We start from the raw sequence: 25302 nt of genomic DNA on the forward strand, positions 1-25302 counted from the left end.
GGGCGATGCGGGCTGTGCTTCAGGGGCGCGCGAGAAGCTCGACGTTGAGGTCGAGGGTAAGTTTCTCGGGATCGGCGCCGGCCTCGAGGTTGAAGCTGCGGATGCGGAGCAGGCGCGGGCCGTTCTCGAGTTCGCGGATGACGCGGAGAAGCTGGCGGTAGGAACCGCTGGTGCGGAGGCTGAAGGGCACGGCGTTGTAGGGTTTGCCGGCGGCCTGGGGTTGGGAGCTGAGCTGGCTGACCTGGGTGAACTTGATGCGGCTGACGGCCTCGATCTCGTAGAAGTACCCGAGGTTCTCGGCGAGGTCGGCCTCGTTGATGAGGTGGGCGTCGATGTAGTCGAGGGCCTCGGTGAGCTTGGTGATCTCGGCCGTGACGCGGGCGTGGCCGGTGAGGGACTGGAGCATGGCCTCGCCGTTGCGCTGGACCTGCGCGTGCACGCCGGTGAGGGACTCCTGGCGCTGCCACAGGAACCAGGAGGCGGTGCCGGAGAGGATGATCACGGCCACGCTGATCACGAGCACGGGGTTGCGCCGGGCGAGGATGAGGAAGCGTTGGAGCAAAGCCATCATGGCGCGGGCTCCTTGAGGCGGCAGGCGATCTCGAAAGTGATCTGGTTGGCCTCCTCGTTGCGTTCCAGGGAGACGAGGACGACGCTGCTGAAGAGCGGCCCGAGCTTGGGGTCACGGCGCAGGGTGTCGACGTAGGTGCGGAGGGTCTGGCTGGCGCGGGTGGAGGGCTCGCGGAGAATGCCGCGGAGGACGAGGCCCTCGCGGAAGCCGTCGATGCGCTCGAGGCTCATGCGCTCGAGGCGGGTGCGGCCGAACTCGAGGATGAGGTCGGAGGTGACGTAGGGGGCGTGGACGAGGGCGTGGGCGGCGTCGAGTTTCTTGACGAGGGCGTCGAGCTTGGCGGCGTCGGCGTTGAGGGACTTGAAGGCGCGGTCGTTCTCGGCGATCTGCTGCTGCCAGTAGCTGATCTCGGTGCTGAGGAGGCCGCTGGTGTAGAACTGCCAGAGGGTGAAGATCAGGACGGCGGAGGCGAGGGTGGCGGCGACGGCGTTGCCGATGAAGCGTCGGCGGATGAGGTCGCTGCTGGGGAGGGCGGCGGAGATGCGGCAGTCGATGCGCCAGGGGCCGCGGTAGGCCGCATCGCCCTTGGTGGGTTGCTCCGGTTTGCTGCCGGGCAGGTCGGCGACGAGGCTGAGGGCGCCGAGCCAGTGGTGGCCGGGGGCCGTGACGTCGCCACCGGTCTGGATGCCGACGGTGGTCTGCCACGCGGCGCAATCGAAGGTGAAGGGGGTGCGGCCGACGACCTGGGCGAGGGGCTCGGCGATCCAGGAGAGGGCGGGCGGGAGGTAGGCGCAGTAGATGCTGCCGACGGGCTGGCCGGTGGTCATCTCGTAGGAGTCGACGAGCGGCTTGAGGTCGCGGCCGATGGCGCGGACGAACTTGGAGGCGCGGAGGAGAAGCTCGTCGTCGGGCTGCTGGAGGCGCTGACGGACCTCGGCCGCGGTGGTGAGCTCGAATTCGCGGCGGGCGGCCTGGACGATGGAGGAGAAGCCGTTGCGGACGGTGGCGGGTGTGTGCACGCCCTCTTTGCCGAGGATGTAGGCGACGGTGTGTTCCTGCTCGATGACGACCACGACGATGGCGCGCTTGTCGTTGACGCGGGCCTGGTGCTCGGCGACGGCGCCGAGGAGCGGGAGGATGCTCATCTCGAGCCGGTAGGGCAGGAGCCGGTGGTCGAGCAGCTGTTGCTGCATCAGGTGGACGTCGGTGTGGGAGACGCCGCAGATCAGGCCGGGGCGCTGGGTGCCCTCGGCGGGGATGAGTTCGCCCTCGAGCGGGCTGAGGACCTGGAGCTTCCAGTTGGCGGGCTGCTCGATCTTGTACTGGTCCTTGACGAGTTCGGGCAGGTAGTCGGCGTCGGCGAGCTTGCGGGGCTGGAGGCTCTCGCGTTGGAAGAGGGCCTCGGGGGGGCTGAAGCTGGCGACGGCGGGCACCCAGGCGTTCTGTTTCTCGAAATTCTGGGCCAGCCAGTGGCGCAGCCCGGCATCGTCGTCGCGGTCGAATTCGGCGGCGCAATCGATGGTCACCGTGCCGTCACTGTCGGCGCGGGTGATGCCGGCAGCGAGGATCTGAAACGGGTTGTGCTCGATCAGGAGGCTGCGCCGGGAGTTGCGGTTGGAGAGGAGCACAGGTGTTTACGTCGGGAATGGACTATTGGGCCCGGTGGCCCGGCGTCAAGGTGGTCGAAGCCAAGGATGTGAGGGGGGAGGAGGGTGAGGGGGACCTGGGATCCGCAGGATAACGGACCACGCCAAAGCGTATGTTGGTTCGTGGCTTCCCTTGAGGCTTCAGGTCTCGGGCTTCAGCCGCGCCTTGATCGCGGCGACGAGGGTCTCGGGAGGCTGGCTGATGTCGAGGGTCAGGGCGCCGGGCGGGGCTTCCAGGGCGGCAAGCTGGCTGTCGAGCATCGCGGGTTTCATGTAGTGGCCCTGGCGGCCGCTGAGGCGGGCGAGGAGGAGGGTGCGGTCGCCGGTGAGGTGGACGAGGGTCACGCCGGGGAGGCCGGCGAGGAGCACCTCGCGGTAACGCGCCTTGAGGGCGGAGCAGGTGAAGACGGCGGGCTGGCCGGCGGCGCGGCTCGCGTCCATGGCGGCGCGGATGGCGGCGAGCCAGGGGGCGCGGTCGGTGTCGTCGAGGGGGAAGCCGCGCCCCATCTTGACCTTGTTGGCGGCCGAGTGGAAATCATCGGCCTCGTGGTAGGTCCAGCCGAGGTCGGCGGCGAGGGAGCGGCCGATGGTGCTCTTGCCGGAGCCGGCGACACCCATGATCAGGACGAGGGGGGAAGGCATGGGAACCGAAGTAACAAGGATCTGGTATCAAGTAACAACAGATCGACCGGGCCGTGAGCTGAAGCTGCGGTTCGTGGGACTTGTCACTTGATTCTTCTCACGAGCGCGTCGCGTTACGGCGAGACGCGTTTGTAGTTCTGGCCGAAGAGGAACACGCCGTCGGGATCGCGGACGAGGAGGATGTAGGGGTCGCTGGTGGCGAGCGCGGGCTGGCCTCCTTGGCGGGCGCCGCGGGCGGTGCGGATGATTTCCTCGGCGACAGATTGGGTCGCGCCGTATTTCGCGAGGCGCAGGGTGCCGTCGGCGGCGATGATCAGGCGGCGGTCGCCCTCGCCGGTGCCGGTCTGGTACTCGCCGGCCAGGCGGGTGAGGAGGGCGGAGGACTCGGAGCCGTTCATGTAGGTGAACTTGGGCGCGAGGGTGCGGGCGGGGCGCACGAGCAGCCAGACGCCGGTGCCGAGGCAGGCGACGATGAGCACCAGGAGCACGGTGATCTTCAGCCAGGGGCCCTGGGGGGCGGTGTGCTCCGTGGTCGGAGTGGCCGTGGGCGGGCGCTCGAAGACGCGGGGCGTATCGGCCGGGCGGACGGGTTCGGGCGCATTGCCGGTGATGGTGCCCAGGATGAAGGGGATGCTGTGCTGCTCACCGCGGAGCAGGGCCTCGCGGCCGACGAAGCAGAGCTGGCGGTAGCGGGTGCGCACGACGAACACCTCGCGATCGGTCTTGATGCGGATCTCGGGGGTCGAGGGTTCGTAGATGGTGAGCTTGGCGGCGAGCAGTTCCAGCTCGAGGAGCAAGCCCGCCAGCTGCGTGGGGGTGACCTCGGCGAGCGCGGTGTCCGGGTACTCCAGGCCGGCGGCGGTCGCGCCCGGGGCGAGGTGATGCAGGGTGACGCTGTAAGTGGACGCGGCCATCAGGGTTCGAGAATGAAGAGCGGGCAGTCCCCGAAGCCGCTGCGGAAGTTACCGGTGGTGAGATTGCCGTCGTCGAGGGTCTCATCGATCGTCTCCATGAGGTCGGCATCGATGAGCAGGGCGGAATCCGCGGTGGAATTGATGGCGATGGCGGAGCGCCAGCGTCCCCCGGGGCTGGTGCCGCCGGGGTGGGTTTGGTTGTATTCCCAATCGAACTTGCCGCCGATGGGCGTGCCGCGGGTCCAGTTTTCGAATTGGAGGTCGGAGGCGTCGATCCCGGTCGGCACGATGCCGGCGCCGGCTTCGGCGGGCCAGCTGCCGCGTTCGTGGGCGTAGGCCTGGAAGAAGGAACTGAAGACGCGGAAGTCGTTGGCGATGGCGGCGGCCCGGGCCTTGCGCTGGATCTGCTGATAGGTGGGGACCGCGGCGAGGAAGAGGATGCTGATGATGAGCACGACCACCATGAGCTCGACCAGGCTGATCACGCCCGCGACCGAGCGCGGCAGGCGCTGGCGGCCGATCAGGCGGGAGGGTCGGGGCAGGGCGGGCATCGGCCGTATTCCGGCGGAGCGCCGTGCAGGTGGCAAGCACCCAGTGGAAGACGTCGGGCGGAAGGGAGGAACGGGCCGAGGCAGGGGTGGCCGCGAAAAGCCGAAAGGGTGCGAAGCAAAACGGGATGAGATCATTCGCGCTGATCCGCGTCATCCGCGGGAGAATCGGGGATTTCGGACCTGAGCGGGGTTAACCACGGAGACACAGAGGCACGGAGAAAGCGAAGGGAGGGACCGCTCAAGTCCGGCCCTTAGTGCCTGGGTGACTTCGTCGTGGAAGCTCGGTCTCCCTGAGCTTCCGCGAGGGAGGACCCGCGGCCCGGGATCCGGGAATTAGTTATGTGTCCTAATTCACCCCTAACCCTGGATCCCGGACTGCGAGAATCATTCCGTCTGGTAGGCGCCGGGGACGTAGGTTTTCTGCACGGGCCAGCCGAGGAGTTGGGCGACGGCGGCGGGGAGCGGGGCCTGGACGGAGAGGGGGCGGGCCGGGGCGTAGCGGCGGAGCTCGGGGCTTTGCAGGACTGCGGTGGGCGCGAGCGGGAGCAGGACACTGTGGGCGTCGAACTGCGGGAACTTGGCCGTGAGCTCAGCGGGGGACTGGAGCATGAACTGGTTGGTGTCACCGGCGGCGGGGCTCCACGCGATGAGGGCGGGGCCGACATTCTGCACGAGGGCGGTGTTCGTATCCTCGGCCCCGGCGACCGCGCGGGCCGCGGCGGGGGCGGCGGGGCGGGCGTAGACGTTGTGGTCGACGGTGTCGAAGGCGGGGTCCTTCAGCCGGTCCTTGAGCGCGGGGTGCTGGTCGGCGCGGAGGAGGGGCTTGGTGAAGCGGGCGTCGGCGAGGACCAGGTTGCCGCTGAACACGTGGCCGTGGCGCTCGTGGACGTCGGGGCCGGTGGACGGGTGCCAGCCGAAGTGGTCGCCCTGGGCGCTGCGGGTGTCGCGCTGGAAGGCGGCGGGCGCGTTGAGGAAGGTGTTGTGGTAGATCTTGGCGCCGGAGCTGTTGAGGATGCGGACCCCGTTGTCGCAATTGATGAAGACGTTGCCGGCGACGGTGACGCCCTTGGAGATTTCCCAGAAGAAACCGTCGAGGCAGTTCTCGACCCAGTTGTTGATGAAGACGCCATCCACGTTGCCAACGTCGTACCAGAGGCCGTTGGAGTGGGGGTTGTCGATGATGAGGTTGTCGCGGCAGACGACGCGGTAGGACTGGTTGAAGATCTTCACGGCCGACGGGTAGTAGCCGGTGATCTGCTCGATGTTGTTTCGCGTGAAGATGTTTTTCTCGAGGAGGCAGTCGGCGGAATCGATGATGTAGATGCCCTCGGTGGAGGTGTCGCTGATGAGGCAGCGGCGGAACGTGGTGCGGTCGCCGCGGAAGTAGCCGGCGACGCGGGAGCAGTGGGTGATGGTGACATCCTCGAGGAGGGTGCCGACGACCTCCTGGCCGAAGGTGGAGGGATCGGCGAGTTTCTCGGGCTCGGTGCCCTCGACCTCGAGGGCGCGATAGGCGTACTGGGTGAGGGTGAGGCCGCGCATCTGGTAGCCCTTGCGGTCGGATTTCTTGCCGTGCACGTCGCGGGTCGTGCGGGTGAGGGCGCCGTCGAAGGCGGTGATCTCGATCTGTTTCCCGGCCGGGTCGACCTTGATGAAGACGTAGCCGGCCTCGTAATCGATGGCGTAGGTGTTTTCCGTGAGTTCGCCTTCCCAGAACGTGGACGCGAGGGGCTTGCCGTCGACGAAGACCATGTCGTTGTTAAATTTGTGGAGGGGGGTGCGCATGCCCTCGCGGTTGCGGCGCCACCAGTCGGCGGGTTTCTGCGGGAAGAGGGTGGTCCACTTGGTGCGCCAGATGCCGTCGCGCAGGGCTTCCCACTGGTCGGCGACGAGGGTGCCCTTGAGGACGGGTTTCTCGTCGCGGTAGGGCTGGAGCGTGATGCCCTGGTTGAGGAAGAGGCCGCCGGTGCGGTAGGTGCCGCCGCGGAGGATGATGGCATCGCCGGTCACGACGCGGGTGACGGCGGCGGCGAGGGTGGTGGGTTTTTCCAGGGTGCCGGGCGCGTCGGCGGCGCCGTCGGGGGCGACGTAGTAGACGTGGGCGGCCGTGGCGGGGACCTCGTAGGTCTGCGGCAGCGGGCCGTAGGGACCGCCCGAGGGCTGGGCGGACAGGGCCGGCGCGAGCCCGAGCGCGAGGAGGGCAGTCAGCAGGAGGGCGGGCAGGCGGAGGGGGCGTGGGGTGATCATGGGGGTACAGGTAAAGTGCTGTCGCGTTTGGCGCTAAGGGCAAACCGCGCCGCCGTGCTAACACTCGAACGGGGGGTGGGGAGCCCGCCCTCCCGTTCCCGTTCTCGACAGACGCGGGAGCTTGCGGCAGCTTTCCGCCCGATGAATCCGGAGGAAATCGCCCATTGTCAGGCCGTGCTGGGCGTGGCGCCGGGGGTGACGGCGGCGGAGCTGGAGCGGGCGTTCATGAAACGGAACTTTGCCCTGATCAAGGGGAAGAGCGGGGCGGCCGACGTGCCGCAGCCGGAACTGGAGGCCGAGCGCGCGCGGTTGCGGGCGGCGTTTGAGAAATTGGGGGCGCATCTGCGGGCGGTGGAGGCGGCGGGAGCCGCGGCAAGCAGGGACGGAACAGCGGGCACGGGTGTAGGGCGGGGTCTCCGAACCCCGCCTATGAACGAAAGTGTTGCCGCGTCCTCGGCGGGGTTCGGCGACCCCGCCCTACAGAAACCGCCGCGGACCTTGCTTACGCCGCCGGTGCTCACGGCGCGGGATCCGGCGGACGACGAATTTTTCCTGCTGCGTTTTGATGACTGGAAGGTGAACACGTTTGTGCCGCCGCTGCTGCTGGCGGTGACGTGGTTGATCACGATCAGCCCGCTGGGTTTTTTCCTGAAGGGCTTCCACGTGTGGATGCACGAGTTCGGGCATGCGGTGCCGGCGTGGCTGTGCGGGTTTCGCGCCACGCCGCTGCCGTTCGGGTGGACGCCGGTAGAGCCGGAGTACTCGCATTTTGTCTACTGGGGCCTGCTGCTGCTGTTCGGCCTGCTGTTTGGCGCGGGGCTGCTGGAGCGGAAAGTGTGGGCGATGATCGCGGCGGTGGGCCTGGCGGGGCTGCAGTATTACATGACCTGGCGGATGCCGGAGCACCGGCAGGAATTCTGGTGGAGCGCGTTTGGCGGGGTGGGCGGGGAGTTTGTGCTGAGCACGCTCTGCATGCTGTTTTTCTGGGTGCAGCTGCCGGAGAAATTCCGGTGGGGCGGGTGCCGTTATGTTTTCTTTTTCATCGGCGCGACCACGTTGATCGCGATCTGGGTGCGGTGGGGCGATGTGTACCGCGGGATCGAGGAGATTCCGTTCGGCTCGATGATCAACGGCGAGGACGACGAGGGCGGCGACATGAACAAGCTGATGGACGGCTACGGCTGGAAGAAGGCCGAGATCCGCCGGAACTATTATGTCCTCGGCAAGTGGTGTTGGGTGGCGCTGGGATTGATGTGGCTCGTGTTCGCGCTGCGGCTGAACCGGGTGGCCGACTGGGTGGTGGGCAAAGTGGGGAGCAAGGAAGAAGGATGAATTAAGAAGGAAGAATTAAGAAAGCGGGGCGCCGGAAATCCCGGAGCCAGCATTTCATAATTCTTCCTTCATCCTTTCTTCAGGGCAGGTCCATCATCCGGATGCGGCGGTATTCCATCTGGCCCATGTCGCCCTCGAGGCCGATCGGGCCGGTGGCGGGGAGGGGCATCGCCTCCTCGAGGACCTCGCCGTTGCAGGTGGCGCGGGCGATACCATCCTTCACCGTGACCTCGAGGTCGTTCCAATCGAGCGGGCGGTAGTGCCGCAGCTTGGTGTAGGGCCCGGCGAGCAGGTAGTCGCGGCACTGGAGCTGGGGGCCGCGCAGGTAGACGCCGCTATCGGCGTTGGGCGTGGCGCGGAACTGGAGCCGGAGCACGAAATTCTGCGGGAACTCGCGTGTCGTCCAGAGTTGCTGGACCATGCGGGGCACGGTGGGCGTGGTGACGATGAGGCGGCCGTTCTTCGCCACGAAGCGGCCGTCGGGGCTGGCCTTTAGGCCGTCGAAGGTCACGGCTTCCTTCACGACGGGCCAGGCGGCGGCATCGGCCGAGGAGGACTGCCAGCCCTGGGCGGACTTGAGATCCTCGGGCGTGGTCGCGCGGCAGCCCCAGCCGGTGAGATCGTGGCCGTTGAAGAGGCTGACGAAGTCGTTCTCGATGGTGAAGTTGTCGTTCTGGCGCTCGAGAAAGCCGAGGGTGGCGAAGATCGGGCGGAGGGCGGCGGCCCACTTGGCGTAGCCGTCGTTGTTGGGATGAAGGAGGTCGGGGAACTCCGCGAGGGTGGCATCGTTGCCGGGGCCGGCGAAAAGTTTCCACGTGTCGAGCATGGTGACCTGGGGCTGGTCGGCGACGGCTTCCTGGTAGAGGCGGTTGACGCGGCGGATGAGGTAGGCGGGCCGGTTCTTCTGGGGCGAGCTGGGCATGACGTGGCAGACGACGACCGGCATCGCGGGGTTGTGCTTTTTGAGGGCCGCGAGGATGAGGCGGAAATTGGCGGCGATGGTCCAGGGGGTGTTGCCCGGTTCGTCGAGGTCGTTGGTGCCGATCAGCAGGACGACGGCGGCGGGGTTGAGGGCGATCACGTCCTCCGGCAGACGGAGGAGGACGCCGCGGGTGGTGTCGCCGGCGATGCCCCGGTTGGCGGTGCGGAGCGTGGGGAAGGCGTCGTCGAAGTTGTCGTGCCAGCCCTGGGTGATGGAGTCGCCGAGGAAGACGATGGCGCCCTGGTCGTGTTGGACGCGGGCGGCGAAGGTCGTGCGGCGCTCGCGCCAGAGATTCTTGAACCAGTCGTAGCGGCGGATGGTGCCCTCGCCGGGCAGGCCGACGTCGGTGGCGGGGAGTTCAAACCGGGGATCGGCGGGCGCCGGGGCGGCCGGGACCGACTGGGCGGACACGCTGGCGGTGAGCAACAGCGAGGCGAGGACGAGCCCTTTCGACAGGCTCAGGACGGGTAGGGCAGGGGTACGCATGGGGTGGGGTAACGGGTCATCACCAAACACACGAAAGACCCGAAAGCCAGATTCGGCTCAGACTAACGTGAGACAGTCCCGGCCCCGCGAGCAGCCCGATGTTTTTCGGGGGTCACCCGTTGGTCGCTCGCCGGTTCGCCCCGGGATCACTTTTTCCGGAAGGCAAAGCGGTGATACAGGATCTGTCGCGTGCGGAAGCCGGTGTGCATCTGGCCGCCGACGAGGCCGGCGAACTCACCGAAGAGGTGGTGGAAGGCGGGTGGGATGAAGTCGTCGATAAGTTTCCGTTTGCGGGCATCGTCGGCCTCGAGGGCGGCGGTGACGGCGGCGGTGATGTCCTCGAGCGCCACTTGCTCCCAGTCGCTCTGGGCGGCGAGCGCGGCATGCCAGGCGGGGACGTCGGTGGCGGCCCGAAAATCCGTGTAGAGGAACCAGCCGCCGGGACGCAGCACGCGCGCGGCCTCGGCGAAGAATTTTTCGATGTGACCGTAGCAGTGGCTGCTCTCGACGTTGAGGACGGCGTCGAAGGAGGCGTCGGGGAAGGGCAGGTGCTCGGCGTCGCCGACGACGAAGGAAAGTTTGGCCACGGCGGCGTGGCGCTTTTGGCAGAGGGCGACGGCCTGCGCGGAGAAGTCGGCGCCGGTGATTTGGGCGGGCCGGTGATAGCGCGCGACGAAGCTGGCGCCACCGCCGCGGCCGGAGCCGACCTCGAGGAGGGTTTTCCCGGCGAGGTTCGTCGCTGAGGCGACGCGATGGTAGAGCTGGATGCAGAGCCGGTCGGTTTCGTCCGACGGGTCGAGCGCGAGCGCGGCTGCGCCCGCAGGCGGCACGAAGCCGTAGTTCATGAACGTCCAGTCGGCGCCCTGGCGGCGTTGGGCGAGGCGGCCATACCACCAGCGCCAGAGCAGGCGGCGCATGAGCGGGGAGGACTCGAGGAGAAACACCGCGAGGCGGATCAACATGGTGCCACCGTGCCAAGAAAAGCCCGGGCTGGCGAGCCCGGGCTGGGAGGGGGCATTCGACCGAGTGGCGGGTGCGGGGCGCCGGCCCCGGAAACCTGCCCGGAGTTCAGGTTCCACTTGGGCTCACGGCTGGTTCAGCGCACAACCCGCGCGCCGCCGCCACCGATGGTCTTCTCGACCTCCTTGCGGGTGGCCATCGAGGTGTCGCCGGGGGTGGTCGAGGCGAGCGCGCCGTGGGCGGCGCCGTACTCGACGGCCTTTTGCGCGTCGTTGAACTCGAGGAAACCGAACTGGAGGCCGGAGGCGAAGGAGTCGCCGCCGCCGACGCGGTCGAGGATCTCGAGCTTCGGGTATTTCTTGCTCTCGTGGAATTTCCCCGCGTGCCAGAGGATGGCGGACCAGTCGTTGCTCGTGGCGGTATGGACGTGGCGCAGCGTGGTGGCGGCGACCTTGAAGTTGGGGAAATCCTTCACGGCGGTCTCGATCATGGCCTTGAAGGCGTCGGTCTCGATGTGCTTGAGATCCTCGGCGCCCTTGACGGCGAAGCCGAGCGAGGCGGTGAAATCCTCCTCGTTGCCGATCATGACATCGACGTACTTGGCGATCTCGCGGTTGACCTCCTGGGCCTTCTTGAGGCCGCCGATGGTCTTCCAAAGCGAGGGGCGGTAGTTCAAATCGTAGGAGACGATCGTGCCGTGTTTGTTGGCGGCCTTGACGGCCTCGATGGTGACGGCGGCGGTGCTCTCCGAGAGGGCGGCGTAGATGCCGCCGGTGTGGAACCAGCGGACGCCGAGCTTCCCGAAGATGTGGTCCCAGTCGATGTCGCCGGGCTTGATCTGGGAAGCGGCGGTGTTGCCGCGGTCGGGGTTGCCGACGGCGCCGCGGATGCCGAAGCCGCGCTCAGTGAAGTTGAGGCCGTTGCGCACGGTGCGGCCGATGCCGTCGTCCTCGCGCCACTTGATGAACTGGGTGTCGACGCCGCCCTGCATGATGAAATCCTCGACGAGGTGGCCGACCTCGTTGTCGACGAAGGCGGTGACGACGGCGGTTTTGAGACCGAAGCATTTGCGGAGGCCGCGGGAGGTGTTGTATTCGCCGCCGCCCTCCCAAACTTGGAAGGAGCGCGCGGTGCGGATGCGGCCCTCGCCGGGGTCGAGGCGAAGCATGACTTCGCCGAGCGAGATCTGGTCGAAGGCGCAGGAGGAGGCGGGTTTGATGGGGAGGGACATGGGGAGAATGGCGGAAGGATGAAGTAAGAATTAAGAAGTATGAAAACAGGTGCTTTTCATTTTAACGCGTTGGCGGCGGCGACGAATTCCTGAGCGCGCTTGGTGATGGCGGCCCAGTCGCCGGTCTTCAGGGCGGCGGGGGCGACGAGGGCGGAGCCGGCTGCGGTGGCAAAGGCGCCGGCCTTGAGGAAGTCCCCGACGGTCTCGGGGGTGACACCGCCGGTGGGGAGGAATTCCAACTTCGGGAACGGCGCCTTGAGCGACTTGATGTAGGCGGGGCCGAAGAACTCGGCGGGGAAAATCTTGATGACGTCGGCGCCGCACTCGTGGGCGCTGTAGGCCTCGGTGGGCGTGAGCGCACCGGAGAGGACGGGGACGCCGGCGGCGTTGCAGACCTTGATGACCTCCGGACGCAGGGCGGGGGTGACGATGAACTTGGCGCCGGCAGCGATGCCTTGGCGGGCGGTTTCGGCATCGAGGACCGTGCCGAGGCCCAGCAGGACGTCGGGCAGTTCCGCCGAGACCTTCGCGCACATCGCGAGGGCGCCGGGGGTGGTCATGGTGAGCTCGATGGCGCCGAGGCCGCCGGCCTGGAGGGCGCGGGCGCAGCCGACGAGGTTGTCGGCATTGTCGGCACGGATGAGGGCGATGACCTTCTGGGCGCGGAGGCGGGAGAGGATGTCGGACTTGTTCATGGGGAGAGGACGCGGCAAAACACGGACAGGGGGGGGGGGCGGGCGGAACCGCTTACCTCAGGTGATATTGAGCTTGCGGCAAGCCTAGAATAATTCAGGCATGAACGAGTCGTTCATAGATGAACTGCCAGTAAGGATCCTAATACGGACCTCACCCCACTCCCCCATGCGTTTCGAACATTTTGCCCTGAACGTTCCGGATGTCCGCGCCGCCGCCGCTTGGTATGGGGCGCATCTGGGCCTGGTCGTCGTGCGAGCGCGGACCGAGGCGCCGTACACCCATTTTTTGGCGGACGATTCCGGCCGGGTGTTTTTGGAAATCTACAGCAACCCGGCGGATCCGTTGCCGGACTATACGCTGCAACATCCTTTGCGGGTGCATTTTGCGTTTGCCGTGACGGACGCGCAGGCAGAGCAGAGGCGGTTGGAGCAGGCGGGGGCGCGTCTTGTGGTGGCGGAGGAATCGGCGGATGGCTCCCGGTTGATCATGCTGCGTGATCCCTGGGGAGTGCCGGTGCAACTTTGTCAGCGGGCGGTGCCGTTTTAGGCGGCGGGAGCGGGCACTGGTCCCCGGCGACAGGAACCGACGTGGCGGTCTTCGCTCAAACCGAACGCTGATAGCCCATCAGGCGCGAAAGCTCGGCGGCGTGCTCGGTCACAATTGCGCCGATCTCAGGGATGCGTTCGGGGGTGAAACGGACGGTGGCCGCGGTGATGCCAATGGCGGCGACGACCTGACCTTGGGAAGAGTAGACCGGGGCGGCGAGGCAACGGACGCCAAGATTGAATTCCTCGTCATCGAGGCTGTAGCCGCGCTTGCGGGTGACGGCGGCCTCGCGCTTGACCTCGGCGAGGGTGTCCTGGGTGTGCGCGGTGCGCTTGGTCAGGCGGCCCTTGCCGAAGAGTTCCTCGAGCCGGTGGTAGTGCAGGAAGGCGATGAAGGACTTGCCGGTGGACGAGCAATGCAGCTCGGTGAGCGAGCCGGGGCGCGAGGCGGCACGGAGCGGGTGCGGGCTGTCTTGGACCGCGACAATCAGGGAGTGGTCATCACAGGGCACGGCGAGGTGCGAGGTCTCGTCGGTGCGGGCAGTCAGCTGTTGCAGGATGGGGAGGGCGGCGGAGCGGATCTCGGTGCCGGCGAGCGAGGCGTTGCCCAAGTGGATGAGCACCGGGCCGAGTTCGAAGCGACCGTCCACCTTCCGGGCATATCCCTCGAGCTGCAGGGTGGCCATGATCCGCAGGGTGGTGGTGACGGGAATCTTGAGGGTGCGGGCGATTTCCGCCGCCTTGAGGCCGTCGGGATGCTGGGCCAGCAGCTTCATGATCCAGCAGGCATTCCTCAGGTTGGGAATGACATACCGCTCAAGGGCGAGGGCGTCGTCGGAGAGGAACTTGGAACGCGTTTTCATGCGCAGGGAGAGGGAAGGGGGCGAAAATCACCGGGCGATGATTTTTGTGTTGCCGGGGAAGTTGTGGAGTTCATGCTTGAATATCAAGTTCATTAGTGAAATCGCCCCAAATTCACCCTAGGGGTGAAATTCACTGATCCTAACGCCCCAACCCCTGATAACCCCATGGAAGCTACCCTGACCTTGTGGCAGCGCTTTGCGCGCACGTCACCCTCCGCGGCAACACCCGTTGCGCGCCTTACTCCCCTGCGCACCCTGGCTTCGGCCGTGGTGGCGCTTTTCCTGGCCGGCACGGCCTTCGCCCAGGACACCGGCTCCATCAATGGCCGCGTCCTGAACGTCGGCAACAACCGCTACCTCAACAACGCCAAGGTAACCGTCGAGGGCACCAACCTCGAGGCCTACACCAACGAGTTTGGTGACTACCGCCTCGCTAACGTGCCCGCCGGCGAAGTGAAGCTCAAGGCCGCCTACACCGGCCTCGACGAGGAAACCGTCACGGTCAACGTCACCGCCGGTGGCGCCGCGACCTACAACTTCGAGCTGACCAGCCGCGCCCGTTACGGTGAGGACAAGACGCTCGTGCTCGACACCTTCGTGGTGGAGAGCCAGCGCGAATACGAGGGCGACGCCCTCGCCACCAACGAGCAGCGCCATGCGCCGAACGTCAAGGTGGTCATGTCCTCGGATTCCTTCGGCACCATCAACGAGGGCAATCCCGGCGAGTTCCTGAAGTACCTGCCCGGCATCACGGTCGACTACGTCGCCGCCGACGTCCGCACCGTCTCGGTCCGCGGTTTCGCCGCGCAGTTCACCAACGTCTACTGGGACGGCATGCGCCTGACCAGTTCGGCGTCCGGTTCCTCCAACCGCATCTTCGAGTTCGAGCAGGTCTCGATCAATAACACGTCCCGCACCGAGGTTTCCAAGGTCCCGACGCCGGACATGCCCTCCGACTCCCTCGGCGGCACGATCAACTTCGTCTCGAAGAACGCCTTCGAGCGCAAGGGCGCCCAGCTGAACTACCGCTTCTACATGAACGCGAACAGCGAGAACCTCGACCTCAAGAAGACCCCGGGCCCGGACAGCGACAAGAACTTCAAGATCCTGCCCAACTTCGATTTCGACTACACCCTCCCACTCAGCGACACCTTCGGCATCGTCGTGACCGGCCTCTCCTCGAACCAGTTCGTCGAGCAGCACCGCTGGCAGCCGACCTGGAACCACGCCCAGGCGGGCGCCACGGCTTCCAACCCGTACCTGCAGCAGTGGCAGATCCAGGACGGTCCCAAGACCACGAACCGCGCCTCCCTCGGCATCAAGGCCGACTGGAAGGTGACCGACACCCAGGTGCTCTCGGTCGCCCTGCAGAACAACTACTACAAGACGTACTTCGGCAACCGTAACCTGAACTTCAACATGGGCACGACGGCCACCTCCACGCCGGCGGGCCGCAACCCGCTGCTTTGGGGCTCGGACTTCGCGACCTCCGCCTTCGGCCGCGGCAGCGTGACCACCGGCAGCTCCCACCGCGACAAGCTCGGCAACACCTTCGCCGCCAAGGTCGGCCACCAGTGGAAGAGCGGCGACTGGACGGCGGACACCACCGCCATGTTCGCCAAGTCCCGCACCTGGTATCGCGCGGTGACCCGCGGCCACTTCTCCAACGTCGGCACCACGGTGCAGGGCGTCGGCACGGTCAGCTCCTTCGGCAGCACCGAGCCCGGTGAACTTGTCTGGGTCGCGCGCAATGCCGCCGGCGCCGAGATCGATGTGAACAACCTCGCCAACCACCGCATCGGCACGCTGCGTGACGATCCCATCGACGGCGAGGCCATCACGAAGCAGATTCGCGGCGACCTCGAGCGCCAGCTCGATCTCAGCTTCCCGCTGAGCGTGAAGGTCGGCTACGACATCCGCGAGGAGACCCGCGACAACCGCCGTTACCAGAACGACTACACGTTCATCGGCGCGGACGGCGTCGCCAACACGGCCGACGACAGCGCGGCCCCCTACCTCGACACCGTCTACGCCAATCAGGACGCCCACTTCGGCTATGGCCCGATCAACTGGGTCAATGCCTGGGCGCTGGCCGACGCCTACAAGAACAACCCGAACTACTTCCGCCTCGGCACCGGCACCGCCCAGACGGGCGTGCAGGCCGAGCTGTTCCGCCGCCAAAACTCCGAGCGTATCACCGAGCGCGTGACCTCTGGCTACATCCAGTTCGACGGCCGCCTGCTCAACAACAAGCTCGGCTTCGTGGCGGGCGCCCGCTACGAGAAGACGAACGACAAGGGCCTGGGCCTCCTCAACAACCCCGACGCGGTTTGGCAGCGCAACCCGGATGGCACCTACGTCGACGGCAACACCACGACCGCTGGCATCCAGCGCGTCCGCCGGGCCGACGCCGGCACCGCGGGCTCGCTGCAGGAACTCGACCTCACCAGCGTGGAACGCGGGTACAAGGCCGATCGGGACTACGACAGCATCAACCCGAGCCTGCATCTCACCTACAACATCAAGGACGACCTCCTGGTGCGCTTCGCCTATGCGAAGACCTTTGGTCGGCCGGATTATGCAAACATCATCCCAGCCACCACCGTCAATGAGGATGACACCGACCCGATCAACAACCCGGGCACACTGACCATCCGTAACACGGGTCTCCAGCCCTGGACCGCGGATAACTACGACCTCTCCTTGGAGTATTACTTCAAAGAAGGCGGTCTGGTTTCTGCCGGCGTCTTCGTGAAGGACCTGCAGGACTTCTGGGGCTCACGCACCGGCACCGTCGATGCGGCCTTGGCCGAGGAGCTGGGCATCGGCTCGGAATACATCGGCTGGGGCGTGTCAACGACGGTCAACACCGGTGATGCCAAGATCGAAGGCGTGGAGGTCAACTTCATCCGCCCGCTGACCTTCCTCCCCGGCTGGGGTAAGTTCTTCACGATCAAGGCCAACGGCACCCAGCTGCGCTTGTCGGGCCCCCGGGCCACCGACTTCCGCGGCTTCATCGAGGAGACGGGTAACTTCAACATCGGATTCAACAAGAAGCCCTTCTCCGCGAACCTGACCTTCAACTATCGCGGCCGCCAGAAGAACGCCCCGCAGACCGGCGCGCAGTACGGCGCCACCGCCGGCTTCTACGAATATTATGCCCCGCGCACCTTCGTGGACGTCAGCGGCGAGATGAAGATCACCAAGAACATCGCGCTCTTCGCCGGTGTCCGCAACCTGTTCAACAAGCAACAGGTCCTGCAGCGCTACAACGCCGTCACGCCGGACTACGCCAAGGGCTTCCGCTATGAGGAATTCGGCGTCGCCATGAGCATCGGCATCAAGGGCTCGTTCTAAAGCCAACCGCAGCCTTCATTCCAACCCCTGCCCGGAGGTCATCCCCCTCCGGGCAGTTTTTCGCCAAGTTGCCAAGTAATCGTCATTCCCTCCCGGTCCGCGGTTCCCCCGCATGTCGGTGAGGCCCCTTTCATGAAGCTCCAGCATAATCCCCTCGTCCGCCTCACCGCGACCATGACGCCCGCCGAGCTCCGGCGGTGCTACGTGCTGGAGAACCTGTTCCAATCCGGCCGCGTTGTGCTCAACTACTGGGAGACCGACCGCACCGTGGTCGGCAGCGCCGTGCCCACGGGCCGCGCCCTCCCGCTGCATGTGCCGGACGAGCTCCGGGCGCAGCACTTCAACGACCGCCGCGAGCTCGGCATCATCAACCTCGGCGGCCCCGGCCGCATCACGGTGGACGGCCGGCGCTTCACCATGGGGCACCTCGATTCCCTGTACGTCGGTCGCGGCGCGAAGCGCGTGAGTTTCGCCTCCCGCTCCGCCAAGGTGCCCGCGCGTTTCTACCTCCTCAGCTACCCGGCCCACACGGCCTACCCGACCCGCCAGATCAAGCGCACCGAACTCGCGCCGCGGGTCCTCGGCACCGACGAGCAGCAAAACCACCGCATCCTCCACCAGGTCATCCATGCCGGCCGTTTCCCGACCTGCCAGCTCGTCATGGGCTTCACCGTCGTCCAACCCGGCAGCAAATGGAACACCATGCCGCCCCACACCCACCTGCGTCGCTCCGAGGTGTACTGCTACTATGGGTTCCCGCGCGGCGGCGACGTGAAACACTTTCACGGGCATCCCTCCCGCATCCGCACCCTCCGCCTGAAGGAGGGCCAGGCCGTGCTCTCCCCGCCGTGGTCCGTCCACAGCGGCGAGGGCTCCACCCACTACAGCTTCGTCTGGGGCATGGGCGGTGAAAACCAGGACTACGCCGACATGGATCCGGTGGATCCCAAGCTGATTTACCGCGCCCGCTGAAGGGCCGCCCTTTCCCCATGAACAACATTCTCGAACAATTCCGCCTCACCGGCAAAACCGCCCTCGTCACCGGCGCCGCCCGCGGCCTGGGCCAGGGCATGGCCCTCGCGCTGGCCGAGGCCGGCGCTGACATCGTCGCGGTCGACATCCTCCCGGCCGACGACACCCGCCAGCAGGTCGAGGCCCTCGGCCGCCGCTGCCTGACGGTCACCGGCAATCTCGGTGACCGCGATTCCATCCCGACGGTGATTGCCGACGGGAAGAAACTCAACGGCCAGCTCGACATCCTCGTGAACTGCGCCGGCATCATCCGCCGCGAGGCCTTCGAGAACTTCACCGCGAAGGACTGGGACGATGTCATGGGCCTCAACATCGACGCCGTGTTCTTCCTCAGCCAGCAGTTCATCCGCGAGGCCCTCGCCCGCGCGGGCACGGCGAAGATCATCAACATCGCCTCGATGCTCTCTTTCCAGGGCGGCATTCGCGTGCCCTCCTACACCGCCTCGAAGAGCGCGGTGCAGGGCCTGACCCGCCTCATCGCCAGCGAACTCGGCGGCCGGGGCATCAATTGCAACGCCATCGCCCCGGGCTACATGGCGACCGACAACACCGCCCCGCTGCGCGCCGACGCCGACCGCAGCAGCTCCATCCTCGCGCGCATCCCCGCCGGCCGCTGGGGCACGCCCGAGGATCTCAAGGGTGCGGTCGTGTTTTTGGCTTCCCCCGCCTCCGACTACGTCAACGGCTACACCCTTGCCGTCGACGGCGGCTGGCTCGCCCGCTAATCGCCCCGCGGTCCCCCGCACACCACCCCGGCCAGGAACCTGCGCTGGCCCGCGGTAGTCCCTCCCCGCAGTTTCCCGCCCCCGCCCCATGAAACTTCGCTCCCTCCTTCCGTTGCTGTTGCCCCTGTGTGTCGGTGGATCCCTCGCCGCGGCCGAGCGGCTGACAGTCACCGTGGCGCACGACCTCGCCATCGCGCGTCCGTCCGAGACCATCACGATTCCCTGGTCCGCGGTGAACCGCGCCCTGCCCGGCGCCCTCCTGCAAAAGCTGGCGGTCAAGGATGCCGCCGGCCGGATCCTCGCTTACCAGGTCACCAACGTCGCCCCGCAGGCCAAGGACCCGAAGAACGAGGGCGTCGCCTACGGCGAGCTTATCTTCCAGCATGATTTCGCCGCCGGCGAAAAATCCGCCACCTTCACCGTGGAAAAAATCGAGGGCGTGACTCCGCCGTTTCCCGTGAAGGCGTTCGCCCGCCTCGTACCGGAGCGGCTGGATGATTTCGCCTGGGAAAACGACAAGGTCGCCCACCGGACCTACGGGCCCGCGCTCGCCGCCCCGGCCCCGGCGGGAGTGGTGAAGGAGGTGCTTGTCACCAGCGGCCTCGATATCTGGTCCAAGCGCGTGCCTTATCCCATCGTTGATCGCTGGTACAACAAGGGTCACGATCACTACCACGCCGATGAGGGCGAGGGCATGGACATGTACCAGGTCGGTCCCTCGCGCGGTTGCGGGGGCACCGGGATTTGGGATGGCGCGGCGCTGCACGTCGGTCGCAATTTCTCGTCCGCCCGCGTGATCGCCAACGGCCCGATTCGCGCGATTTTCGAGCTCACCTATGACACGTGGTCGGCCAACGGCTTTTATGTTTCCGAGGTGAAGCGTTTCATCGTGGACGCCGGGCACCAGCTTGACCGCATCGAGAGCACCTTCGCCGCCACCGGCAATCGCAAGGATATCGCCGTGGGCATCGGCCTGCACAAGAACCCCGCCGACCGCGGCCAGGACGCGGCGATCGAGGTCACCCGCACCGAGGCCGACGGCGTGCTCGCGCAGTGGGTGGCGCAAAAAACCAACGACCAGCTCGGCACCGCGGTCATCGTGCCCGCGGGCTTCACCGGCTTCGCTGAGGATGAGCGCAACCTCCTCGCCCTCGCGCAGGCCGAACCAGGCAAACCCCTCGTCTATTACGCCGGGGCCGCCTGGTCCCGCGCGGGCGAAATCACCAGCCCGCAGGCCTGGCGCGACTACCTCACCGCGATGGCCGCCCGCGTGCGGGCCCCGGTGCGCGTGACTCTCAACCCCTCCTCCTGATGCGCTCCCGCCTGACCCTGCTCCTTGCCTTGCTCCTGCCGGTCGCCTTGCCGGCCGCGCCCGACCGCGCGGGTGTCCTGACGGTGATGGAGCGCGCCGCCGACTGGCAACTGGCGAACCCCTCCGAAAAGTGGACGCCGTTGATCTGGCACAACGCCGCCTTCTACACCGGCGTCATGGCCCTGAACAAGGTCTCGACCAGCCCACGCTTTCATGACGCGATGATGGCCCTCGGCGAGAAGCACGGCTGGCAGCTCGCCCCGCGGCCCTATCACGCTGACGACCATGCGGTGGGCCAGACCTACGCGGAACTCTTTTTCAAGCATCGCGAGCCGCGCATGATCGCGCCAATGCGCGCCAGCTTCGATTACATCCTCGCGCACCAGCCGGACGACAACCTCGAGTTCGACCGCGAAAAGAACCCCACGCGTCTGGACCGCTGGTCCTGGTGTGACGCGCTGTTCATGGCGCCCCCCGCGTGGGTGCGGCTGTGGAAGGCCACGGGGGACGTCCGTTATCTCGACTTCGCCGTCACGAAGTGGTGGGTCACCTCGGACTTTCTCTATGACCGCGACGAACAGCTCTATTTCCGCGACAGCACCATCTTCGCGAAGCGCGAGCCCAACGGCAAAAAGGTCTTCTGGAGCCGCGGCAACGGCTGGGTGATGGCCGGACTCGTGCGCATGTTGGAGCTGCTGCCCGCCGACCATCCCTCGCGGCCGAAGTTTGTCGCCCAATTTCAGGAGATGGCCGCCGCCGTGCTCCGCTGCCAGCAACCCGACGGCCTCTGGCGGGCCAGCCTGCTCGACGCCTCCGCCTACCCGATGCAAGAGACCAGCGGCTCGGGCTTCTTCTGCTACGCCCTCGCGTGGGGCGTGAACGAGGGTTTGCTGCCCCGCGAACCCTACGCGGCCGCCGCGCTCAAGACCTGGGCGGCGCTCGAAACCTTCGTGCAGCCTGACGGCATGCTGACCCACGTGCAGCCCGTGGGTTTCACCCCCGTGACCTTTGACGCCAACCACACCGAGCCCTACGGCGTGGGCGCCCTTCTGCTCGCCGGCAGCGAAATCCACCGGCTGCTCACCCCCTGACGGCTGCCGGTCCGCCTGAACCCCCACCGCCATGAAAATCCTGCTTCGCCTCCTGGTGCCCGTCGCCGCGTTTGCCGCCGCGCTCCCCGCCGCGGATCTGCCGCGGCAGTTCGCCGGCGCCACGCCGCTCGAGTGGTCCGTCAAATTGGCGGATTCCGAGATCGCCCGTCTGGGCGACAAACACTTCTTCGGCGGGTCCAACCCCAAGGCCCGCATTGATTACACGACGGCCTTCTTCGGCACCGCGCTCGTCAAACTCGCCGACCGCACCGGCAAGAACGCCTACGCCGACTACGGCCTGAAGTTCGGCACCTCCTTCGTGGCCGCCGACGGCACCATCCACACCTACAAGCGGGAGGACTACAACATCGACATGATCCCGCCGGGCAAGGTGCTGCTGCTGGCCTGGGAACGCGGCGACCGCTCGCCCGCGCTCAAGTCGGCCCTCGACACCCTCTACGGGCAGATGCAAAAGCACCCGCGCACGAGCGATGGCGGCTACTGGCACAAGCTGCGTTATCCGAATCAAATGTGGCTCGACGGTCTGTTCATGGCCTCGCCTTTCCTCGCGCACTACGGCAAGGTCTTCGAGGATCCGGCCGCCTTCGACGAGGTCGCGAAGCAGATCCTCCTGATGGACAAACACGGGTACGACCCGAAGACCGGCCTCTACTACCACGCGTGGGATGAGACCCGCTCGCGCCCCTGGGCCAACAAGGAAACCGGGCAGTCGCCCAACTTCTGGGGCCGCGCCGTCGGCTGGTATGCCATGGCGCTCGTCGATTCCCTCGACTTCTTTTCCCCGACCCACCCCGAGGTCGAACACCTCAACGAGGTCCTCCGCAAGGTGGCCGACGGCATCGTTCGCTGGCAGGATCCGGCGACCGGCCTCTGGTGGCAGGTGCTCGACCAGGGTCCGCGCGAGGGCAACTACCTCGAGGCCACCGCCTCCACCATGTACGTCTACACGCTGGCGAAGGGCATCAACCGCGGCTACCTCCCGCGCGAAAAATATCTGCCCGCCCTGCTCAAGGGTTATGCCGGCATCATCCGCGACTTCATCCGGCAGAATCCCGACAACACGGTCGACCTCACCCGCTGCTGCGAGGTGGCCGGGCTCGACTACACGAACTCCAAGGGCCAGCCCCGCGACGGCTCCTTCGCCTACTACGTCGGCGAGCCGATCCGCGACAACGACCTGAAGGGCGTCCCCGCCTTCATTCTCGCCGGCATCGAACTGGAGCAATTGCTCGGCGCCAAGGAAACGGTCTTCCACGCGCGCGGCTGGGGTGACTACGCCACCGTGCTGGCCCGCATCCAGGCCCCGACCTTCCCGGACCGCGATTTCCCGATCACCGCCTATGGCGCCCAGGCCGGCGCCGACTGCACCGACGCCATCCACGCCGCCATCGCCGCCTGCACCACCGCCGGCGGCGGCCGCGTCGTCGTGCCCCCCGGGGAGTGGCTCACCGGCGCCATCCGCCTCAAGAGCAACGTCAACCTGCACGTCAGCGCGGGGGCCACGCTCCGCTGGACCTTCGACCTGGCCCGCTACCCCGTCGTCTTTACCCGCTGGGAGGGCGTGGAGTGCATGAATTACTCCCCGTTCATCTACGCGCATGGCGAGGAGAACATCGCCATCACCGGGACCGGCACGCTGGACGGCGGCGCCACCTGGGACACCTGGTGGGGCTGGAACAAGAAACCGCGCGCGAAGGCCTCTGCCGCCGACTTGGCGAGCCGGGGTCCGACGGCGTTCACCGACGTGGCCGCCGCGCAACAGCAGGCCGACCGCAACGCCCTGATCGAGATGGGCGAGACCAACGTGCCAGTCGAGCAGCGCGTCTTCGGTCCCGGCCATTACCTCCGCCCGAACTTCATCCAGCCCTACGCCTGCAAGAACATCCTGATCGAGGGGGTGACGATCCTGCGTTCGCCCATGTGGGAGATCCATCCGGTCCTGTCGTCGAACATCACCGTCCGCGGCGTGAAGATCAACTCGCACGGCCCGAACAACGACGGCTTCGACCCCGAGTCCTCGCGCGACATCCTCGTCGAGGACACCCTGTTCGACACCGGCGACGACTGCATCGCGATTAAGTCCGGCCGCAACGGGGACGGCCGTCGGGTCAACGTCCCCTCTGAGAACATCGTGGTCCGCCGCTGCATCATGAAGGATGGCCACGGCGGCGTGGTGCTCGGTTCCGAGTGCACGGGTGGCATCCGCAACGTCTTCATCGAGGACTGCGAGATGGACAGTCCCGAGCTCGACCGCGCGCTGCGGTTCAAGAACAACGCCGTTCGCGGCGGCATTCTGGAAAACGTCTTCATGCGCAACGTGAAGATCGGGCGGGTGGGGGAGGCGGTCCTGACCATCGACCTGCTGTACGAGGAAGGCGCCAATGGCACGTTCCCGCCCATCGTTCGCAACGTCCAGCTCGACAACATCACCAGCACGGCCAGCCCGCGCGTGCTGTTCATCCGCGGCTTCCCGGGCGCGGTCATCGACAACATCCGCATCAGCAACTCGACCTTCAGCGGCGTGACTGAGACGGAGGTTGTCACCCACACCGGATCCATCAGCTTCAAGAATGTCAGCATCCTGCCGGCCAAGCCGGTGCGCGGCCTCAACTCCGTCGGCTCGCCCGCCAGCGCGCGCGCCACGGAAACCAAGCAATAACCCCTTAGCCCCGACCCCTGCAACCCGATGAGCAAACTTAACGACATCAACGAACAGGTTGGCAAATACCGGTGGACGATCTGCTCCCTGGTCTTCTTCGCGACGACCGTCAATTACCTCGACCGCAACGTGCTCGGCCTGCTGAAGCCGGTCCTGTCGGCCGACGGGGTCTTTGGCCCGGACAAGGCGACCCAGGAGCTCAACTACTCCACCGTCGTCATCTGCTTCCAGCTGGCCTACGCCATCGGCATGGTCCTGGCCGGCCGCCTGATCGACTGGGTCGGCACCAAGGCCGGTTACGCCTACTCGCTCATCGGCTGGAGCATCGCGGCGATCGGCCACGCCTTCGGGCACCACACCTGGAGCTTCGGCTTCTGGCGCGCGGCCCTGGGGTTCACGGAATCCGGCAACTTCCCCGCCGCCAACAAGACGATCGCCGAGTGGTTCCCGAAGAAGGAACGCGCCCTCGCCACCGGCCTCTACAATTCCGGCGCCAACGTCGGCGCCATCGTGGCGCCGCTCAGCGTGCCTTACATCGCCGAGTGGTGGGGCTGGGAATGGGCCTTCATCCTGACGGGTGTTGTCGGCCTCATCTGGATCTATTTCTGGTACACGATGTATGATTCGCCCGCGGCCAAGCTGGCGAAGGGCCAGCTCTCGCAGGGCGAGTATGATTTCATCCACAGCGACAAGGACGAGCAGGCCGAGGAGGCCTCCGCCGTCAACCAGCCCAAGGTGAGCTGGGGCCGCCTGCTGACCTTCCGTCAAACCTGGGCCTTTGTGCTGGGCAAGTTCCTCACCGACCCGATCTGGTGGTTCTACATGTTCTGGCTGCCGGCGTTCCTGAACGAGGAGAACGGCCGCAAAATCGCCGCCTACCTCGCCGCCCACCCGGACTACACGGGCGACAAGTCCGCCATCCCCGGGATCATCAGCTGGACGCTGGCCGTCGCCGTCGTCTACACCATCGCCACCTTCGGCTCGATCTTCGGCGGCTGGCTGCCGAAGTACTTCGTCAACGGCGGCATGGATCCGAACAAGGCGCGCAAGCTCTCGATGTTCATCTTTTCGCTCTTCCCGCTCACGGTGCTCGCCGCCTCCCGGTTGGGCGAGATCAACACCTGGCTCGCGGTCGGCACCATCGCCATCGCCTGCGCCGCGCACCAGGCGTGGTCGGCCAACATCTTCACCACGGTCTCGGATATGTTCCCGAAGCGCACCGTGGCCTCCGTGACGGGCATCGGCGGCATGGCCGGCGGCCTTGGCGGCATCCTGATCGCCCGCGCGGCCGGCCTGCTGTTGGCCCACTACATCGCCCTCGACAAAGTCGAGGTCGGCTACGGCATCCTTTTTGTCATCTGCGGCTCCGCCTACATCGTGGCGTGGGTGCTCATGCACCTGCTCGTGCCGAAGTTTAAGCAGATCCAGCTCTGACCAGG

20 protein-coding genes are annotated in these 25302 nt (G+C 66.6%); 9 read left to right on the forward strand and 11 right to left on the reverse strand.

Annotation, left to right across the window (positions count from 1 at the left end; genetic code table 11):
• Nucleotides 1-19 precede the first annotated feature (19 nt).
• The 6 genes from pilO to Verru16B_RS07595 all read right to left on the reverse strand — a co-directional run bounded on the left by pilO (nucleotide 20) and on the right by Verru16B_RS07595 (nucleotide 6571).
• Entirely contained in the window at nucleotides 20-571 is a 552-nt protein-coding gene (gene pilO / locus Verru16B_RS07570) for a type 4a pilus biogenesis protein PilO (protein WP_069961713.1), read from the reverse strand.
• Complete coding sequence (locus Verru16B_RS07575) at nucleotides 568-2199, reverse strand: hypothetical protein (RefSeq protein WP_069961714.1); 1632 nt, start codon at nucleotides 2197-2199, stop codon at nucleotides 568-570. The genes pilO and Verru16B_RS07575 overlap by 4 nt, the downstream gene beginning before the upstream one ends.
• Before the next feature lie 159 nt (nucleotides 2200-2358).
• Entirely contained in the window at nucleotides 2359-2859 is a 501-nt protein-coding gene (locus tag Verru16B_RS07580; protein ID WP_069961715.1) for a gluconokinase, read from the reverse strand.
• A gap of 113 nt (nucleotides 2860-2972) precedes the next feature.
• Complete coding sequence (locus tag Verru16B_RS07585; protein WP_069961716.1) at nucleotides 2973-3773, reverse strand: hypothetical protein; 801 nt, start codon at nucleotides 3771-3773, stop codon at nucleotides 2973-2975.
• On the reverse strand, nucleotides 3773-4324 hold the full coding sequence (locus tag Verru16B_RS07590; RefSeq protein ID WP_069961717.1) for a type II secretion system protein: 552 nt from the start codon (nucleotides 4322-4324) through the stop codon (nucleotides 3773-3775). Before Verru16B_RS07590 ends, Verru16B_RS07585 begins: the two co-directional genes overlap by 1 nt.
• A gap of 384 nt (nucleotides 4325-4708) precedes the next feature.
• A complete protein-coding gene (locus Verru16B_RS07595) occupies nucleotides 4709-6571 on the reverse strand; it encodes a right-handed parallel beta-helix repeat-containing protein (RefSeq protein ID WP_083270186.1) in 1863 nt (620 codons plus the stop codon).
• A gap of 174 nt (nucleotides 6572-6745) precedes the next feature.
• Here Verru16B_RS07595 and Verru16B_RS07605 point away from each other — a divergent pair, with 174 nt between their 5' ends.
• The gene (locus Verru16B_RS07605; RefSeq protein ID WP_157772328.1) at nucleotides 6746-7903 is read left to right on the forward strand and encodes a hypothetical protein; all 1158 of its coding nucleotides are present in this window, start codon (nucleotides 6746-6748) and stop codon (nucleotides 7901-7903) included.
• A gap of 79 nt (nucleotides 7904-7982) precedes the next feature.
• Here Verru16B_RS07605 and Verru16B_RS07610 read toward each other — a convergent pair whose 3' ends face one another.
• From Verru16B_RS07610 to Verru16B_RS07625, 4 genes are all read right to left on the reverse strand, one after another.
• Nucleotides 7983-9371, reverse strand: a complete 1389-nt coding sequence (locus Verru16B_RS07610) for a GDSL-type esterase/lipase family protein (RefSeq protein WP_099093270.1) — start codon at nucleotides 9369-9371, stop codon at nucleotides 7983-7985.
• A gap of 146 nt (nucleotides 9372-9517) precedes the next feature.
• Nucleotides 9518-10333 carry a class I SAM-dependent methyltransferase gene (locus Verru16B_RS07615; protein ID WP_069961720.1) on the reverse strand — a complete coding sequence of 272 codons (816 nt, stop codon included), beginning with the start codon at nucleotides 10331-10333 and terminating at the stop codon, nucleotides 9518-9520.
• Nucleotides 10334-10467: 134 nt separating this feature from the next.
• Nucleotides 10468-11562, reverse strand: a complete 1095-nt coding sequence (locus Verru16B_RS07620) for a sugar kinase (protein WP_069961721.1) — start codon at nucleotides 11560-11562, stop codon at nucleotides 10468-10470.
• A gap of 56 nt (nucleotides 11563-11618) precedes the next feature.
• Nucleotides 11619-12257, reverse strand: a complete 639-nt coding sequence (locus tag Verru16B_RS07625; RefSeq protein ID WP_069961722.1) for a bifunctional 4-hydroxy-2-oxoglutarate aldolase/2-dehydro-3-deoxy-phosphogluconate aldolase — start codon at nucleotides 12255-12257, stop codon at nucleotides 11619-11621.
• Between the two features lie 166 nt (nucleotides 12258-12423).
• Here Verru16B_RS07625 and Verru16B_RS07630 point away from each other — a divergent pair, with 166 nt between their 5' ends.
• Nucleotides 12424-12804: a VOC family protein gene (locus tag Verru16B_RS07630; RefSeq protein ID WP_069963661.1), complete on the forward strand. Its 381-nt coding sequence runs from the start codon at nucleotides 12424-12426 to the stop codon at nucleotides 12802-12804.
• A 55-nt stretch (nucleotides 12805-12859) separates the two neighbouring features.
• On the opposite strand, the gene Verru16B_RS07635 is transcribed toward Verru16B_RS07630, so the two are convergent.
• Entirely contained in the window at nucleotides 12860-13666 is an 807-nt protein-coding gene (locus Verru16B_RS07635) for an IclR family transcriptional regulator (RefSeq protein ID WP_069961723.1), read from the reverse strand.
• A 165-nt stretch (nucleotides 13667-13831) separates the two neighbouring features.
• Here Verru16B_RS07635 and Verru16B_RS07640 point away from each other — a divergent pair, with 165 nt between their 5' ends.
• The 7 genes from Verru16B_RS07640 to Verru16B_RS07670 all read left to right on the forward strand — a co-directional run bounded on the left by Verru16B_RS07640 (nucleotide 13832) and on the right by Verru16B_RS07670 (nucleotide 25297).
• Nucleotides 13832-17023 carry a TonB-dependent receptor gene (locus Verru16B_RS07640; protein ID WP_083270187.1) on the forward strand — a complete coding sequence of 1064 codons (3192 nt, stop codon included), beginning with the start codon at nucleotides 13832-13834 and terminating at the stop codon, nucleotides 17021-17023.
• Nucleotides 17024-17155: 132 nt separating this feature from the next.
• Nucleotides 17156-17995 (forward strand): 5-dehydro-4-deoxy-D-glucuronate isomerase, encoded by an 840-nt coding sequence (kduI, locus tag Verru16B_RS07645; RefSeq protein ID WP_069961725.1) that lies wholly within the window; start codon nucleotides 17156-17158, stop codon nucleotides 17993-17995.
• A gap of 17 nt (nucleotides 17996-18012) precedes the next feature.
• Nucleotides 18013-18780, forward strand: a complete 768-nt coding sequence (gene kduD / locus Verru16B_RS07650; protein ID WP_069961726.1) for a 2-dehydro-3-deoxy-D-gluconate 5-dehydrogenase KduD — start codon at nucleotides 18013-18015, stop codon at nucleotides 18778-18780.
• Nucleotides 18781-18868: 88 nt separating this feature from the next.
• The gene (locus Verru16B_RS07655; RefSeq protein WP_069961727.1) at nucleotides 18869-20092 is read left to right on the forward strand and encodes a DUF4861 domain-containing protein; all 1224 of its coding nucleotides are present in this window, start codon (nucleotides 18869-18871) and stop codon (nucleotides 20090-20092) included.
• On the forward strand, nucleotides 20092-21183 hold the full coding sequence (locus Verru16B_RS07660) for a glycoside hydrolase family 88/105 protein (protein ID WP_069961728.1): 1092 nt from the start codon (nucleotides 20092-20094) through the stop codon (nucleotides 21181-21183). The genes Verru16B_RS07655 and Verru16B_RS07660 overlap by 1 nt, the downstream gene beginning before the upstream one ends.
• 31 nt (nucleotides 21184-21214) lie before the next feature.
• Complete coding sequence (locus Verru16B_RS18665; RefSeq protein ID WP_069961729.1) at nucleotides 21215-23863, forward strand: glycoside hydrolase family 88 protein; 2649 nt, start codon at nucleotides 21215-21217, stop codon at nucleotides 23861-23863.
• A gap of 27 nt (nucleotides 23864-23890) precedes the next feature.
• Nucleotides 23891-25297, forward strand: a complete 1407-nt coding sequence (locus Verru16B_RS07670) for an MFS transporter (RefSeq protein WP_083270188.1) — start codon at nucleotides 23891-23893, stop codon at nucleotides 25295-25297.
• Nucleotides 25298-25302: the final 5 nt, after the last annotated feature.

Origin of the sequence: Lacunisphaera limnophila (genome assembly GCF_001746835.1) — a bacterium.
Lineage (GTDB): Bacteria > Verrucomicrobiota > Verrucomicrobiia > Opitutales > Opitutaceae > Lacunisphaera > Lacunisphaera limnophila.

Bases quoted from the DNA above. Each gene is read 5' to 3' on its own strand.
- pilO (WP_069961713.1), bottom strand. From the start codon at position 571: ATGATGGCTTTGCTCCAACGCTTCCTCATCCTCGCCCGGCGCAACCCC.
- Verru16B_RS07580 (WP_069961715.1), bottom strand. From the start codon at position 2,859: ATGCCTTCCCCCCTCGTCCTGATCATGGGTGTCGCCGGCTCCGGCAAG.
- Verru16B_RS07585 (WP_069961716.1), bottom strand. From the start codon at position 3,773: ATGGCCGCGTCCACTTACAGCGTCACCCTGCATCACCTCGCCCCGGGC.
- Verru16B_RS07590 (WP_069961717.1), bottom strand. From the start codon at position 4,324: ATGCCCGCCCTGCCCCGACCCTCCCGCCTGATCGGCCGCCAGCGCCTG.
- Verru16B_RS07595 (WP_083270186.1), bottom strand. From the start codon at position 6,571: ATGATCACCCCACGCCCCCTCCGCCTGCCCGCCCTCCTGCTGACTGCC.
- Verru16B_RS07610 (WP_099093270.1), bottom strand. From the start codon at position 9,371: ATGCGTACCCCTGCCCTACCCGTCCTGAGCCTGTCGAAAGGGCTCGTC.
- Verru16B_RS07615 (WP_069961720.1), bottom strand. From the start codon at position 10,333: ATGTTGATCCGCCTCGCGGTGTTTCTCCTCGAGTCCTCCCCGCTCATG.
- Verru16B_RS07620 (WP_069961721.1), bottom strand. From the start codon at position 11,562: ATGTCCCTCCCCATCAAACCCGCCTCCTCCTGCGCCTTCGACCAGATC.
- Verru16B_RS07625 (WP_069961722.1), bottom strand. From the start codon at position 12,257: ATGAACAAGTCCGACATCCTCTCCCGCCTCCGCGCCCAGAAGGTCATC.
- Verru16B_RS07630 (WP_069963661.1), top strand. From the start codon at position 12,424: ATGCGTTTCGAACATTTTGCCCTGAACGTTCCGGATGTCCGCGCCGCC.
- Verru16B_RS07635 (WP_069961723.1), bottom strand. From the start codon at position 13,666: ATGAAAACGCGTTCCAAGTTCCTCTCCGACGACGCCCTCGCCCTTGAG.
- Verru16B_RS07640 (WP_083270187.1), top strand. From the start codon at position 13,832: ATGGAAGCTACCCTGACCTTGTGGCAGCGCTTTGCGCGCACGTCACCC.
- kduI (WP_069961725.1), top strand. From the start codon at position 17,156: ATGAAGCTCCAGCATAATCCCCTCGTCCGCCTCACCGCGACCATGACG.
- kduD (WP_069961726.1), top strand. From the start codon at position 18,013: ATGAACAACATTCTCGAACAATTCCGCCTCACCGGCAAAACCGCCCTC.
- Verru16B_RS07655 (WP_069961727.1), top strand. From the start codon at position 18,869: ATGAAACTTCGCTCCCTCCTTCCGTTGCTGTTGCCCCTGTGTGTCGGT.
- Verru16B_RS07660 (WP_069961728.1), top strand. From the start codon at position 20,092: ATGCGCTCCCGCCTGACCCTGCTCCTTGCCTTGCTCCTGCCGGTCGCC.
- Verru16B_RS18665 (WP_069961729.1), top strand. From the start codon at position 21,215: ATGAAAATCCTGCTTCGCCTCCTGGTGCCCGTCGCCGCGTTTGCCGCC.
- Verru16B_RS07670 (WP_083270188.1), top strand. From the start codon at position 23,891: ATGAGCAAACTTAACGACATCAACGAACAGGTTGGCAAATACCGGTGG.